15 protein-coding genes are annotated in these 13428 nt (G+C 64.1%); 1 reads left to right on the top strand and 14 read right to left on the bottom strand.

Features of this window, described 5'->3' with window-relative positions:
- Positions 1-98: 98 nt before the first annotated feature.
- Positions 99-329 carry a type IV toxin-antitoxin system AbiEi family antitoxin domain-containing protein gene (locus RAC79_RS03700; RefSeq protein WP_374996916.1) on the top strand — a complete coding sequence of 77 codons (231 nt, stop codon included), beginning with the start codon at positions 99-101 and terminating at the stop codon, positions 327-329.
- Between the two features lie 7 nt (positions 330-336).
- On the opposite strand, the gene RAC79_RS03695 is transcribed toward RAC79_RS03700, so the two are convergent.
- The 14 genes from RAC79_RS03695 to trbE form a co-directional block, all read right to left on the bottom strand.
- On the bottom strand, positions 337-1242 hold the full coding sequence (locus RAC79_RS03695) for a LysR family transcriptional regulator (protein ID WP_374996915.1): 906 nt from the start codon (positions 1240-1242) through the stop codon (positions 337-339).
- A 60-nt stretch (positions 1243-1302) separates the two neighbouring features.
- Positions 1303-1449, bottom strand: coding sequence for a hypothetical protein (locus RAC79_RS03690; RefSeq protein ID WP_374996914.1), 147 nt, complete (start codon positions 1447-1449; stop codon positions 1303-1305).
- A gap of 8 nt (positions 1450-1457) precedes the next feature.
- Positions 1458-2153: a DJ-1/PfpI family protein gene (locus tag RAC79_RS03685; RefSeq protein ID WP_374996913.1), complete on the bottom strand. Its 696-nt coding sequence runs from the start codon at positions 2151-2153 to the stop codon at positions 1458-1460.
- Positions 2154-2288: 135 nt separating this feature from the next.
- Positions 2289-3182: an NAD(P)H-binding protein gene (locus RAC79_RS03680; RefSeq protein WP_374996912.1), complete on the bottom strand. Its 894-nt coding sequence runs from the start codon at positions 3180-3182 to the stop codon at positions 2289-2291.
- A 108-nt stretch (positions 3183-3290) separates the two neighbouring features.
- Positions 3291-3716, bottom strand: a complete 426-nt coding sequence (locus RAC79_RS03675) for a limonene-1,2-epoxide hydrolase family protein (RefSeq protein WP_374996911.1) — start codon at positions 3714-3716, stop codon at positions 3291-3293.
- Positions 3717-4167: 451 nt separating this feature from the next.
- A complete protein-coding gene (locus RAC79_RS03670) occupies positions 4168-4869 on the bottom strand; it encodes a helix-turn-helix domain-containing protein (protein WP_374996910.1) in 702 nt (233 codons plus the stop codon).
- Between the two features lie 462 nt (positions 4870-5331).
- Positions 5332-5550 carry a DUF2274 domain-containing protein gene (locus RAC79_RS03665; protein WP_374996909.1) on the bottom strand — a complete coding sequence of 73 codons (219 nt, stop codon included), beginning with the start codon at positions 5548-5550 and terminating at the stop codon, positions 5332-5334.
- A gap of 1 nt (position 5551) precedes the next feature.
- On the bottom strand, positions 5552-6760 hold the full coding sequence (locus RAC79_RS03660; RefSeq protein ID WP_374996908.1) for a TrbI/VirB10 family protein: 1209 nt from the start codon (positions 6758-6760) through the stop codon (positions 5552-5554).
- A complete protein-coding gene (trbG, locus tag RAC79_RS03655) occupies positions 6757-7782 on the bottom strand; it encodes a P-type conjugative transfer protein TrbG (RefSeq protein WP_374996936.1) in 1026 nt (341 codons plus the stop codon). Before trbG ends, RAC79_RS03660 begins: the two co-directional genes overlap by 4 nt.
- Entirely contained in the window at positions 7782-8465 is a 684-nt protein-coding gene (trbF, locus tag RAC79_RS03650) for a conjugal transfer protein TrbF (RefSeq protein ID WP_374996907.1), read from the bottom strand. The genes trbG and trbF overlap by 1 nt, the downstream gene beginning before the upstream one ends.
- Entirely contained in the window at positions 8465-9823 is a 1359-nt protein-coding gene (gene trbL, locus RAC79_RS03645; protein ID WP_374996906.1) for a P-type conjugative transfer protein TrbL, read from the bottom strand. The genes trbF and trbL overlap by 1 nt, the downstream gene beginning before the upstream one ends.
- Before the next feature lie 4 nt (positions 9824-9827).
- On the bottom strand, positions 9828-10214 hold the full coding sequence (gene trbK-alt, locus RAC79_RS03640) for a putative entry exclusion protein TrbK-alt (protein ID WP_374996905.1): 387 nt from the start codon (positions 10212-10214) through the stop codon (positions 9828-9830).
- Between the two features lie 10 nt (positions 10215-10224).
- Complete coding sequence (gene trbJ, locus RAC79_RS03635; protein ID WP_374996904.1) at positions 10225-10989, bottom strand: P-type conjugative transfer protein TrbJ; 765 nt, start codon at positions 10987-10989, stop codon at positions 10225-10227.
- Positions 10986-13424 (bottom strand): conjugal transfer protein TrbE, encoded by a 2439-nt coding sequence (gene trbE / locus RAC79_RS03630; RefSeq protein ID WP_374996903.1) that lies wholly within the window; start codon positions 13422-13424, stop codon positions 10986-10988. Before trbE ends, trbJ begins: the two co-directional genes overlap by 4 nt.
- Between the last annotated feature and the right edge of the window lie 4 nt (positions 13425-13428).

The following is a 13428-nucleotide window of genomic DNA, read 5'->3' as shown; positions in this document are numbered from 1 at the left end:
CTCTAGCGTACAAAAAGGCGTGGCTCCCCGGGACCGACGAATCCGCGAATTACGAGTACGATATTCCCCTCCATTCTACGCCACAACCCGCCGTCAAGATGCGCAAGCGCGACCGGGACCGGGCGGAGAGGATTAGGCTGGCCGGTGGGCCGAAGCCAACTTTAAGAGCGCGGGCGGTAGCCCTAGCGCAGGAGAAGGGAGAGGTCCGAACAAAGGATCTTACCGATATCGGGGTGCACCGGTGCTACCTTGCCCGGATGGTTGAGGAGGGCCTGCTGGTGAAGGTGGGCTACGGTCGGTATCGCGCGGCGGTAGATAAAGCGGCTTAAAGGGCGGTCAGCTCATCTGCCGCGAGACCGAGCTCGCTATCCCCATCAGATGCTTCAATGCTGGGTTGGAGTTTGTCCGGGACCATACAGCACTGACCGGGAGTTCGCCCTCGGGGCAGAACATTTGTTTGAACACGACCCCAGGCCACTCGATGCCAAGGGTCGATTCGCTTGTGATAGTCAAGCCGTAGCCCATCGCCACGAGGTTCATTAAACTGTCTCGGCCGACATCGTGAATGTCGATTGTGGGGCTGAAGCCGAGCCCCGCCAATCTCTGTATCAGGTAGTCACGAACCTCGGGTCCCGATCCGCCGCTACTCACCACGAAGGTCTCGTTTCGAGCATCGGTCCATACGAGGCCGTCACGCGTGGACAATTCATGCGCGACAGGGAGTGCGAGGAAAACTCCTTCGGACCAAAGCACTAACGAGTCATGCCCTGGGATGGAATGCGCTCCCGTGATAAAAACAATGTCGACTTCTCCGCTCGTAAGACGCTGGAGATTTTCTTGCGACGTTCCCTCGCGTATCCGTACCTTCAATCCCGGGTGAATATGTCGAAATTGCCGAAAAATGCGGTTAAGCGGCCCTGACGTCAGCGCGGTCAGCATTCCGATTTTAATCTCACCCCGTTGGCCTCGCTGCGTCGAAAGCGCAAAACTGACAGCGTGTTCGAGGTGGCTTACCCCCATTGCCGCCTGTTTTAGGAACTCGGCGCCTGCTCTTGTCACCCGAACGCCGCGGTAGTCCCGCTCAAACAAGCTGAAGCCAATCTTTCTTTCGAGAATTAGAATGCGGCGACTGACAGTCGACTGCGTTACGCCGAGAACCTGAGAGACCCGCCGAAAGCTTCCATGCTCGGCCGCAATCATCGCGTATCGGAGGTAACGGAGGTCGAGAGACATATCGGGCATGCTTTATCGGCATCCTCGTGCTGCTCGCTCCGCTAACCGACAGCTCCGGGCGGCATAGCCTCAGCATGCCAAGCGCTTGCGCGGGGTTTGCGGGAACGGATTGTTGGAGGTCTTGAAGACCACCGCGCATTCGTCGCTTGCGGTTCGCGGCGCCATCCGCGCGGCCTCTTTCAAAATGTACTGCTTCAGTTCCTCGTTCAGATCCAAGCGACGCCTCAGGTCATGGTCCTGGCCGACTCAACGAACTGTTGGTTCATCTCGGCAGTCGCCGCTCGGGCCGCCTGGACCACCAGAGGGTCTGCAGTCCGAGGATGTCCTTCCTTGAACGGAGGTTGGGGATCATATTCCATCGCCAATTGCGTGAATTTGGCTGTGGCTTCACCTTTGAGTGCCGCCAAGAGGGTGAGGCCGAAATCAATTCCCGCCGTCACGCCGCCCCCCGTGTATCGGTTCCCATCCACGACCACGCGGTCGTGGCTTGCCTCAATGCCCATTGCTTCCAGTGGCTCGTAAAAGGCCCAGTGCGTCGCCGCGCGACGGCCCTCGAGCAGCCCGGCTTTAGCGAGCAGCAGCGATCCCGTGCAGACCGAGGTGACGAAGCGCGCAGACCAGGCCGCTGCGGCGAGGAACTCGAGAATGTCCTTGTCCCGCATCGCGTCCCCGGTGCCGTGGCCGCCCGGCACGAAAATGACATCCAGGTCGGTCGGCGCGTTCGCGAACGTCGTGGTGGGGTTTATGGAGATGCCGGTGTCGGTCCAGACCGGATCCATGGTTTTCCAGAGAAGATGGGTCATTCCGTGCATGCCTAAGGCGGCATGCGGTCCAGCCAGGTCCAGCAGCGTGAAATTCGGATAAAGCAGCATCCCTATATTCAACGGTCTGCTTTGCTCGGGCGCGGTACTGTCGGCCATAGGGCCTCCTTGATGCAGTTTGTGGAAGTTGGAAGTTTGGCCGCAGGCTCTTGGGTGAGAGCCTGCGGCCTTAGGCTGAGTCAGGATTCCAGCCCGGTCGTTCTTTTGAACTTGAACCGCTGGTGGGACGCAGCCTCAGGCGGGTTCGACACCGCCCGTTGAGGGCGTGAGCGGCCGAAGAGCGTCAATCATGCTCGTGGTCCCGTGGACAATTTCTCCGCCGGGCTCGACATCCACCAAGCCGCCCTTGTTGTGGGCGTCGTAGAGGTCGATCAAGAGCGTGGTCGTGCTGGGGCGCAGTACCTTCTCCAGGTTCTCCCGCCACTGGTCACGGGGCAGCGCCATGGGAGTGACGGGACCGTCGAGCAGCTCGCTCATCGCTGCGGCGACGTCAGCGGCGCTGTATCGACGAGGACCCTCGGCATGAAGAATGCGCTCCGTACCCCAAGCGTATTCATCGAGCAGCAGCTTTGCTGAGATCAGGCCGAGATCCGGCGCGGAGATCGTCGGAAAAGCTGCATCGACCGGATGATGCAGGCTCGGCAGGACGCCGGCTCCCGCGGCGACCGGGAAGAAGGCGGCCCAGCCCTGCATGTGCTCGGCGGATCGCAGAATAGTCTTCGGTCTTGCGAGTTTGCGTATTCCATCCTCGAAGAGCCGGAATGCGCTCGGCATGCCGATCCAATCGTCGACGTGAGCACCGTAATCCGAGATCGCGAGTATCCGCTTCGGCTCGGCATTTTTGAGCGCCGTGACGAGGCTTTCGATCGCCGTTCGCATTTCGCCCACGGCGTCCTCGGCCTGCGTGGGCGGCGGCAGGATAATCTGCACTGCGTCTACGCCTCGGATAGCAGGCGCCAGAGCCTCGGCGTCGAAGAGATCGGCGATCGCGATGTCGCAGCCGATGGCCCGAAGGCGATTCGCCTTTTTCTCATCCCGCAGGATCGCCCGCACCGGGATGCCGGCTTCACGCAGCTTTGATGAGGTCGCAAATCCGACGTTCCCGGCTGCTCCTAGTATTGCAATCATGGCTTAAGTCCTTCTGATTTGCGCAGGGCGATCAGCCCGGCCAGCGGACTGGCCGGGTGCTGTCGCGCAGCGCTTGTATTTGGAAGCGGGGTTTAGGCGAGCCGGCCGCTATTGGCCCTGCTGACCGACGGCGGCGAGGAAGCCCGCGGTGTCGAAGTAGTCGCGCCAGCGCACGATCTTCCCGCCCTCGATTTCGAGCACACCGAGCGCCCGAATCGTCGCGATGATCGTGTCGTCGCTTCGGCAGAAGTGATCAGACCGCTCTGCGTAGACCCGCTTGCCGTCGCCAGACAGAACCAGGCCATCGATCCGCATATGATCGAACTTGATGGGAAATGCCTTGGCGAAGTTTGCCGCTTCGTCTGGCCCGATGGTCTGTGCGACACCGACGTTTTCCCAGACGGTGTCAGCCGTGAAGTACGAGGCGAACGAACTCCAGAACCCGTCGGGCGTGGCGACCGTCGCGTCAAAGAACTCCCGGACAAGAGCGACTTCAGCCGACTCCGTGACGCTCGTTTCGATAGGCGAAGACATCTCTATAACTCCTCTTTCTCGTGATTATTTCCTCCTCCCAAAGACCACCTCTACCTCTCGGCTCCACGAGCTGATCGCTGGGGTGGGGTGCATCGCTTCCAGCCGACGAAGTCGGCCGCGTGTCGTCCCTGTCGGATCGCTGCAATGCGTATGGAACCAACAACGGTGCGTCGCTCAGATTCAGACGCCGGTTTGCATGTTCGGTCGGAAATCGTACTCGCGCGCGGTTGCCGCGTAACAAAACGCCCCGGCAACAGCCGGGGTGTCCATTGTTACAGGGGATGCGGTGGGGGCGTAGCGTCACCAGAAGGGGATGATCGACCACACTGGTAGCAGAGCTTCGAGAGAGTCTCGACGAACGAGAGCGTCGTTTTTCGATCCTTCGTCTGCAAGCTTGAGCCGGCAACGGCTCACCCGTCATACGTCGACCGCCGAAAGTGCTCGCTCAGATTCAGGCGTGGGTTTGCAGTTTCGGTCGAAAATGGCTCGAATGACGCGTGATCTCACTTGGCGTCTGACCGAGGACACGCCTCATGGTCGAGGTCATGTGGCTCTGATGGGCAAAACCGGCAGCGACGGCGATCTCGCTCGCCGGCATCGATGTCGTTTCCATCATCGCACGCGCATATTCGACGCGCCGACGAATGACGTACTGATGTACGGGAGCGCCCGTGCTGTTTCGGAATAGCGCTTTCAGCCGGGTGACACCCACGCCCGCCACTGCTGCCAAATCCGCTAGGTGGAGCTTTTGATCTAGGTTGCTCTCGATGAAGTCCGTCAGGAGCTTCAGTTGACGCGCCGACAGTTTCTGTTCGTTTCCGTTGACGCTGCCCTGATTCCCGCTGCCGATCTCGATCAGCCGCACGGCCAGAGCATTTGCGAGAAGCTCGATGTAGAGGGGATCAGAAGGGGTATCCGATTCTAGGTCGGCCTTTATCGCCCAGGCGATACCTTCGATGCGTGCATCTCTTACTTGGAATTGGGGTAGCAGTTCGATCGTGCTCGGATCGCGGTCCAGCTCTTTTGCTACTTGGTTTATCAGCCACGGAAAGATGCGCAGGCTCAAGATGTGAGCATCGGCCTCATCTTCCCAAGTTCCGCCCACACCCGCGGGAACGATGTCGATGTCCCCAGGCTTCTGAAGCCGACGCATCCTTCGACCCCCGCAACGGCAGTGCGCATTCACCGGCGGGCCGTAGTGCATTCCAAGGCCGTGCATCTCGCCGCCTGGCACGTCCGAGATGCCGCTCGGGAACAGCACGAAATCCGCAGCCAGTCCGTTCCAGCCCCTTCCTTCGCTCGTTAGCAGGATCTCGGGAGCACGGGAATCTGGTGAGGAATGATACATGAGCGGTCGGATCTCGGTTCTGCCATCGTGCCGCAAATATAGGCCGACACGGCCCCCCGAACAACGCTGCTCATTTTATCTCCTAGCATTGAGATCGCGCACGGCAAGGCACGCGAGCAATCGCCGCGTTCACCTAGTCAGATAGTCTGTAGTACGATGGCGATTTCGCGGATCATCTTCGCAGCCCCTCAAAAAAAGGGCCTAGCGTCGAGCGATGACCATTCTTTGTGTCTGGATCATCAAGCGCCACTAGCGCTGATGGGAGTCTCAGTTCTTCCGACGCGCCCGAGCAAATCCGCGGTCTGTTGCCATGAAGCGTTGGATCATCGGAACGACCAGCTTGGACGGCTCAGAGATGGATTGGCCCGTTTCCTGGGAAAGCGCCTCGGCGTAGGCGACGAGGTCGCGATGGACTGTCGCCGGCACCTCTATGGTCACCCGTACCGGCTTTTCCTCGGCGATCGCACCGAGTTTGAGCTTGCTCATATCAACCTCCATATGGCTCGAGGACGAGGTCGCGCGTGACGATCACCCGCACCGGGAAGCCTGGGCGGATCGTCAGCGTCGGCGCGATGTTGAGCTGGCGCTGGATGATCTGTTGGCCAGCGTCATTGATTGTGTCCTGCCCGCCGTTGCGGATCGCCTGGATCAGCCGGTCGTCGTCATTGGTGGCGAGTTCGGCGCCGACGCTGAGCAGCGTCGAGAGGCCCGCCGCCTTGGCGAGATCCCACCAGTGATAGTCGACGCCGTCCTGCAGGCCGGCATAGCCCTCGGCGTCGGCGCCGGGCTGCCGCTCCAAGACGATGCTGCGGCCGTTCGGGAAAATCAGGCGGTTCCACACCAGCAGGACGCGGCTCTGGCCGAACTGGACATTGTTGTCGTACTGGCCGAGGACGCGCGTGCCCTGCGGCACGAGCAGGATGCGGCCGGTCGGGCTGTCGTAGATGTTCTCCGTGACCTGGGCCGTGATCTGCCCCGGCAGGTCAGATCGGATCCCGGTGATCAACGCTGCGGAGATGATCGCGCCCGCCTGGAGGATGTTCGGCGATGCCGGCGCGGTGACGCGGTCGGCCGCAACCGTTCGCCGGTCGACCGGTGCGTTGAGGAAGGCCTGCTGCCGCTCCTGCGCTGTGGGTGTTGCCGGTGGCGGTGCGAGCCCAAGGCTCGCGAGGTCTGGCTGGGCAAGGCTCGGCAGGCTGCTATTGGGTTGAGTTGATGTCCGCGCTTCCGACGCCGCGAACAACCGGCTGGTGCGCGCGGTCTCGATTTCCTGAAGGCGGCGCTGCTCCTCGGCGCTCATGCCCGGCTGTGCGGGTGAGATGCCAGGCGTCGGCACGGGCTCACCACGGTTCTGGGCGCTGACGATTGGCCGGCCGAGGTCGCCGGGCAGCGGCGGGCCGAGCTGGGGCACGCCGGCATAGTCCCGCGGCAGGCCCTGCAGGCCGTCAGCCGTCGAGCGGTTTTCGGTTGAATAGAGTTCCTCGGACGGCCGACCGTCGTGGCGGGTCTGAAGCGCATAGACGAGCGCGCCGCCGAGGCCAAGGCTTGCCACCAGGCCGAGCCCTGCCAGAACCTTCCGCGACAACCGCGTGACGCGGGGCGCCTCGGCGCGCAGGCGCATCGGCGCGGCCGCCTCAGGCTTCGATCCGGTGAGCGGCCCGGCCGCTTCCTCTTCCTCGTTTCGGTCATCACTCACGACGCGGGCCTCCCGTCGGTACGGGTGATCCGGACGCGCTTCTGGGTTTTCCCGGAGCCGAAGCGGAGCTCGGCAGCGGCGAACAATCGGTCGACGATCATGTAATTGTTGCGGACCCGGTAGTTCACGAGTTCGGAGGTGTTGCCCTCGGCGCCGACGACGAAGAGCGGCGGCATCTCGCCTTGGCCGATGCCTCTCGGAAACTCGATGAAGACCTGCCGGCCGTCGTCATAAGCGCGCAAGGGACGCCATGGCGCACGGTCGCCGGTGACTTCGTAGCGGAAGTTGATGCGCGAGAGATCAACGCCGGTCGCCACCGGCTGGGCCGCCTGCGCCTCGGCGTTCTGGCGGCGCAGCGCGATGAGCTGGTCCTGCGGATACTGCCAGGAGACCGAGGCCATATAGGTGCGCTCGGTCGAGCGCAGCTCCATGTGGTAGGTGCGCAGATTGGTGTTGATGACGAGATTGGTCATCAGGTCGGCGCGGGTCGGCTTCACAAGTATATGGACCTGTTGCGTCGCGCCCGAGCCGCTCTGCGTGTCGCCGATGATCCAGCGCACGGTGTCGCCGGCGGCGACTGGCCCGGAACCGACGAGCTGCTCGCCTGGCTGCAATGCGATATCGGTGATCTGACCGACAGCCGTATAGACCTGATAGAGGGCGCCTTGCGTGAAGGGATAGACCTGCATCGAGTTGATGAAGCCGTCGCGCACCGGCTGAATGCGGGCGGCGGCATTGGCCTGGTTGACGCGGGCCGTGGGATCGGCTGGCTCCGGCGCTCGCCGAGATTGCTCAACGGGCTTCATCTGCCCAGGCAGCGGGAGCGGCCTCGGCAATTCGACCACTTGGACCGGTGCTGGCGGATCTACGGTCTGCACGGCGGCGGGCGCATCGTCGTAGCTGATCTCGGGCGGCTTCTGCGTCGTCGCGCAGCCTGCGAGCGCCGTGGCGGAAAGCAGCAAAGCCGCCAATGTGTGTGTACGGAAAGCCGGTTTTCCGGCTTTACGGAAAATCGGCATCATCATTGCCCCAGCTCCCGTGACCAAGAAATTGCGTTGACGTAGATCCCCAGTGGATTGGCGCGCAGACGGTCGGCGTTGCGCGGTATCTGGACGACGATAGTGAGGATCGCCGTCCACCGGGTCGTTTCGGCGAGCTGCCCGTTCTCGTAGCGGCGCTCCGTCCATGCGACGCGGAAGCTGTCGGGAGACGCGCGGATCACGCTCGAGACGTCGACAGCGATCTGCTGGCGCCCCACCTTGGTGAAGGGATCATTCGAGCGCGCGTAGTCATTCAGCGCCGCCGCACCTCGGTCCGTCGTGAAGTCGTAGGCGCGCAGCCAGTTCTGGCGCACGATGATCGCGTCCGCCGGAATCGAGCGGACCTGCTCGATGAAGCGCGCCAGATGAAATGCGATCTGCGGGTCGGTTGGCTGATAGTCGGCCGTGGCCGGCGCAATCGCCTGCGCCTGGCCGAGCCGGTCGGTCTGGACAACCCAAGGAACGACGGTCCCGCGCGCCGATTGCCAGACCAGCGCCGCCGCAAAACCCGCCGATAGGAAGAGCGAGCCGAACGCCATGTAGCGCCAGTTACGCGCTTGGACGCGCGCCGAGCCAATGCGGTCGTCCCAGACCTGCCCGGCACGCTGGTACGGCGTTTCGGGTTCGGGAGCCTTTCCATAGTGCGTTGAGGGTCGTCGAAACATCAGCGGTCACCTTCGGAGAGATTGATGGAGGAGCTGCCGCCGTGGCTGTCGCCGCTGCGCACGGCATGGATGGTGGTCGAGACGGCATGGCTCATCTGTTGGGAGCGCTTCATGCGGCGGGCCCAGGCGGGCGGCTGATCGCCGCCGCTGGCGGGGCTCGCGGCTGGATCGGTGGCTGCCTCGCCGACGGTGCCCATGGTCGAGGAGCCGCCGGTCGCCTCGAAGGCGGCGCGGGCTCCATCGGCGAAGCTGCTGCGCATGCTCGACGAAGCGCGCTCGGCGGCGCGCCGGAGCGGCGATGTGGCGGCGGAACCAGCGGCACGCGCGACTCCGCCCAGGCCGCTGGCCACGCCCGAGGCGCCCGTCTGCCCTGCGGCACCCAGGCTGTATGCGGTCGATGCGCCACCCGCGACGGCCGCACCGCCGCGAGCTGCGGCGGCTGCACTGCCCGCCAGCGCGGCGCCGCCGGAGGCTACAGCGCCAACCGTGGCGGCTCCGGCCGCGACCATGCCGCCAGCGGCGAGCCCGGTGCCGACGGCGGCTCCTGCGCCGAGTTGGGGACCGCCGGACACGAGGCCGTTGGCGATACCCGGGCCAAAGATGCCGAGGCCGAGCAGCGTCAGCGCCGCGAGCACGATCGCCATAGCTTCGTCGATTGTCGGCGTGCGGCCGCCGAAGCCGGCGGTGAACTCGGAAAAGAGGCTCGATCCGATGCCGATGATGACGCCGAGGACAAGAACCTTGATGCCGGAGGAAATGACGTTTCCGAGCACGCGCTCGGCCATGAAGGCCGTCTTACCGAAAAGGCCGAAGGGGATGAGCACGAACCCGGCGAGCGTCGTCAGCTTGAACTCGATCAGCGTCACGAAGAGCTGGATCGCGAGGATGAAGAAGGCGAGCAGCACAAGCGCCCAGGCGAGCAGCATCACCGCGATCTGAATGAAGTTCTCAAAGAAACTCCAGTAACCCATCAGATCTGATATGGAATCGAGCAGTGGTCGACCGGCGTCGAGCCCTGTCTGTGCGACGCGGCCGGGACGCATCATGTCGGCGACCGTGAAACCGGTGCCAGACGCCTTCAGCCCGAGCCCGGCGAAGCTGTCGAAGATGATCCGTGCCAGGTTGTTCCAGTTGCCGATCAGGTACGCGAACACGCCGACGAACAGGGTCTTCTTGACCAGGCGCGCCATGATGTCGTCGTCGGCGCCCCAGCTCCAGAACAGGGCGGCGAGCGTCACGTCGATCACGATCAGCGTCGTGGCGATGAAGGCGACTTCGCCGCTGAGGAGGCCAAAACCGCTATCGATGTAGCGGGTGAAGACCTCCAGGAAATGGTCGATGACGCCGGTGCCGCCCATGATCTCAACGCGCCTCGTTCGTGTGAGAGTCGATCACCGGCTCGGTCTCGTTCACGCCAGGATGGCGGGCGGACGGAAGGTCGTGCGGCTGACCCTGCGGACCCGGCGCCTGCGGCGCGGGCTGCTTCTGCAAGGCCTGCGACGGTTTCAGGAAGCGGTCGCGGTTATCCGCCCAGGCTTGGAGGCAAGAGGGGTCACGGGTGCCAGCTTCTCCGATCTGCTGGCAGCGTCGCAGCTCGGTCTTCAGCGGGTCGACGCCCGCTTCGGTCGCCGCCTCGAGGCTGCGGTAGAGCGGCGGTTCGTCTTTGCGAGAGAGTTCGATCGCCGTCGCCGTGATCGCGAAGGTCACGAAGCCGACGGCGCCGATACGCGCGAGAATCTTTCCGTCCATCGCCGCGCCCTCAGTTGCTGCCCGGGAACATCTGCGCATTACCGGGCTGGTATCCGGTGCCCGGCGTCAGGAAGCGGCGGCGCTGCTCGCGGCCCTGTTCGGCAGCCGCGGACCGCTCGGCCTCGGCGAGCGCTTGGGCCCGTCCGTTTGCGGAAACGACTGCGGTGAGATCGGCGAGCTGCTGGGCCTGCAATGCGAGAAGCTGGTTTCCCGCCTGCGTAGCCTGCAACGCTCCGGTCGCGCCCTGGCTTTGGCCGACCAGCGCCGACATCTGCGTGCGGTTGGTGTCGATGTTGCCGACGACGCCGGCCTGGACGCGCATCGCGTCCTGGAGTCCCGAGACCGTGTTATTCCAGCGCTCCTTCGCCTGGGCGACGAGTTGCTGATCGGACGCGCTCATCGAAGCGCTGCCAGCGCCGTAGTTCGTGCGAAAGGCCTGGTCGATGTTCTGGACGTTATAGGCGATGCGCTGGGCTTCGCCGAGGAGCTGCTGCGTCCGCTGAACGGACTGTTGAAGCTGTTGGAGCGAGGAATACGGGAGGCTCGCGAGATTGCGGGCCTGGTTGATCAGCATCGTTGCTTCGTTCTGAAGCGACGTGATCTGGTTGTTGATCTGCTGCAAGGCGCGCGTCGCCGACAGGAGGTTCTGGGCATAGTTGGTGGGATCATAGACGATCCATTGAGCCGAGGCCGGAGCGATCAGCACCGGCGACACCGACATCGGTGCGGCGAGGATGACGGCGGCAAGCGCCGCGCGAGGGATACGCAGTGTCATGGCTGGCTCTCCAGGTTGGTGAGGTTGGGAATGAGGTCGGCCGCCCAATCGACGCCGCGATGGCGCAGCCACGCGGCTAGAAAGCCCTCGCGCCCGTGCTCAGTGACGATGCGGTCGATTGCGGACTGGTCGGTCTTGGAAGATGCCGCGCAGAGCGCGAGCGCGACGTCGGCGAGCCCCAGCTCGAACAGCCGGTTGCCGCGGCGGCTCTGGCAGTAATAGTCCCGCTTGGGCATGGCCCTGGCCAGGATCTCGATCTGCCGGTCGTTGAGGCCGAACCGGCGATAGATCGCAGTGATCTGCGGCTCGATCGCTCGCTCGTTCGGCAGCAAGAGCCGCGTCTGACAGCTTTCGATGATGGCGGGCGCGATCGCCGAGCCGTCGATGTCGGAGAGCGACTGCGTGGCGAAGACGACGCTGGCGTTCTTCTTGCGCAGCGTCTTCAGCCATTCGCGGAGCTGGCCGGCGAATCCCTCGTCGTCGAGGGCTAGCCAGCCTTCGTCGACGATGATCAGGGTCGGCTCGCCGTTCAGCCGGTCCTCGATGCGGTGGAAGAGATAGGCGAGCACCGCCGGCGCCGCGGCCGTCCCGATGAGCCCTTCGGTCTCGAAGGCCTGGACGGTGGCGACGCCGAGATGCTCGCTCTCGGCGTCGAGCAGCCGGCCATAGGGCCCGCCGACGCAATATGGGCGCAGTGCCTGCTTCAGGTCGTTCGACTGCAGCAGCACCGAAAGGCCGGTCATCGTGCGCTCGGCCAGTGGCGCGCTGGCCAGTGACGACAGCGCCGTCCAGATTAGCTCCTTGACCTCGGGCGTGACCTGAATGCTCTCGCGCATCAGGATGGCGATGATCCAGTCGGCTGCCCAGGCGCGTTCGACCGTCTCGTCGATCCGGGAGAGTGGCTGAAGCGCGACGCTTTCGGCGGAACCCTCGGTCAGGCCGCCGCCGAGATCGTGCCAGTCGCCACCCATCGCGATGGCGGCAGCGCGGATCGAGCCGCCGAAGTCGAAAGCGAAAACCTGTGCCCCGGGGTAGCGGCGGAATTGCAGCGCCATCAGCGCCAGGAGCACGGACTTGCCCGCGCCGGTCGGGCCGACGACCAGCGTGTGGCCGACGTCGCCGACGTGAAGGGAGAACCGGAACGGAGTGGACCCTTCGGTCTTGCCGTACAGCAAGGGGGGCGCACCAAAGTGCTCATCCCGTTCCGGCCCCGCCCACACGGCACTTAGGGGGATCATGTGGGCGAGGTTGAGCGTCGAGATCGGCGGCTGACGCACATTGGCGTAGACGTGGCCCGGCAACGAACCGAGCCAGGCGTCGGCCGCGTTGATCGTCTCGGGCATCGCGGTGAAATCGCGGCCCTGGATCACTTTCTCGACGAGACGGAGCTTCTCGGCCGCGACCCGAGGATCGTTGTCCCAGACGGCGATCGTGGCGGTGACATAGGCCTGACCGGCATAGTCGGCGCCGAGTTCCTGCAGTGCTAGGTCCGCGTCGGCGGCTTTGTTTGCGGCATCGGTGTCGACCAGGGCGCTCGCCTCGTTGGTCATCACCTCCTTGAGGATCGCTGCGATCGACTTGCGCTTGGAGAACCACTGCCGGCGGATCTTGGTCAGAAGCTTCGTGGCGTCGGTCTTGTCGAGCAGGATTGCGCGCGTCGACCAGCGATACGAAAAAGCGAGCCGGTTCAGATCGTCGAGAATGCCGGGCGTCGTCGCCGTCGGAAATCCGACGATCGTCAGGATGCGCAGATGCGCCTCGCCAAGACGCGGCTCCAGCCCGCCGGTGAGCGGCTGATCTGCGACCAGCGCGTCGAGATACATCGGTGTCTCTGGAACGCGCACGCGATAGCGTTTGGTCGAGACCGTCGAGTGCAGATAGGTCAGTGTCTCGACATCATCGAGCCAGCCGCACTCCGGCATGAAGGCTTCTACGAGCTGCAGGATACGATCGGTGCGATCGACGAAGCCGCGGAGTGCCTCCCAGGCATCGACGCCGCGTTCGGCCTTGCCCTCGTAGAGCCAGCTCTCGGCGCGCGCGGCGTCCTCCGCTGGGGGCAGGAAGGTAAAGGTCAGGAAATAGCTCGACTCGTAATGGGCCGCGTCCTCCTCGAAGTCGGCCTTGCGCTCGGCGTCAACCATCGCCGAGGCGGCGTCGGGAAACCGGCTCGCCGGATAGGCGCCGACGGCATGGCGCTGTGCCTCGACGAAGATCGCCCACCCGCTGCCGAGACGACGGAACGCGCTATTGAGCCGGCCCGCGACGGCGACCAGCTCGGCCTGGACGGCGGAATCGAGATCGGGTCCGCGGAAGCGCGCGCTGCGCTGGAAGGAGCCGTCCTTGTTGAGCACAACGCCGGGAGCAACCAGCGCCGCCCAGGGCAGGAAATCCGCGAGCCGGGACGAAGAGCGACGATATTCGGCGAGGTTCATCATCGGG

The organism is Agrobacterium sp. LR_9 (assembly GCF_041954855.1).
Taxonomy (GTDB): domain Bacteria; phylum Pseudomonadota; class Alphaproteobacteria; order Rhizobiales; family Rhizobiaceae; genus Agrobacterium; species Agrobacterium leguminum.
This window is presented reverse-complemented; position numbering and strand designations above follow the sequence as displayed.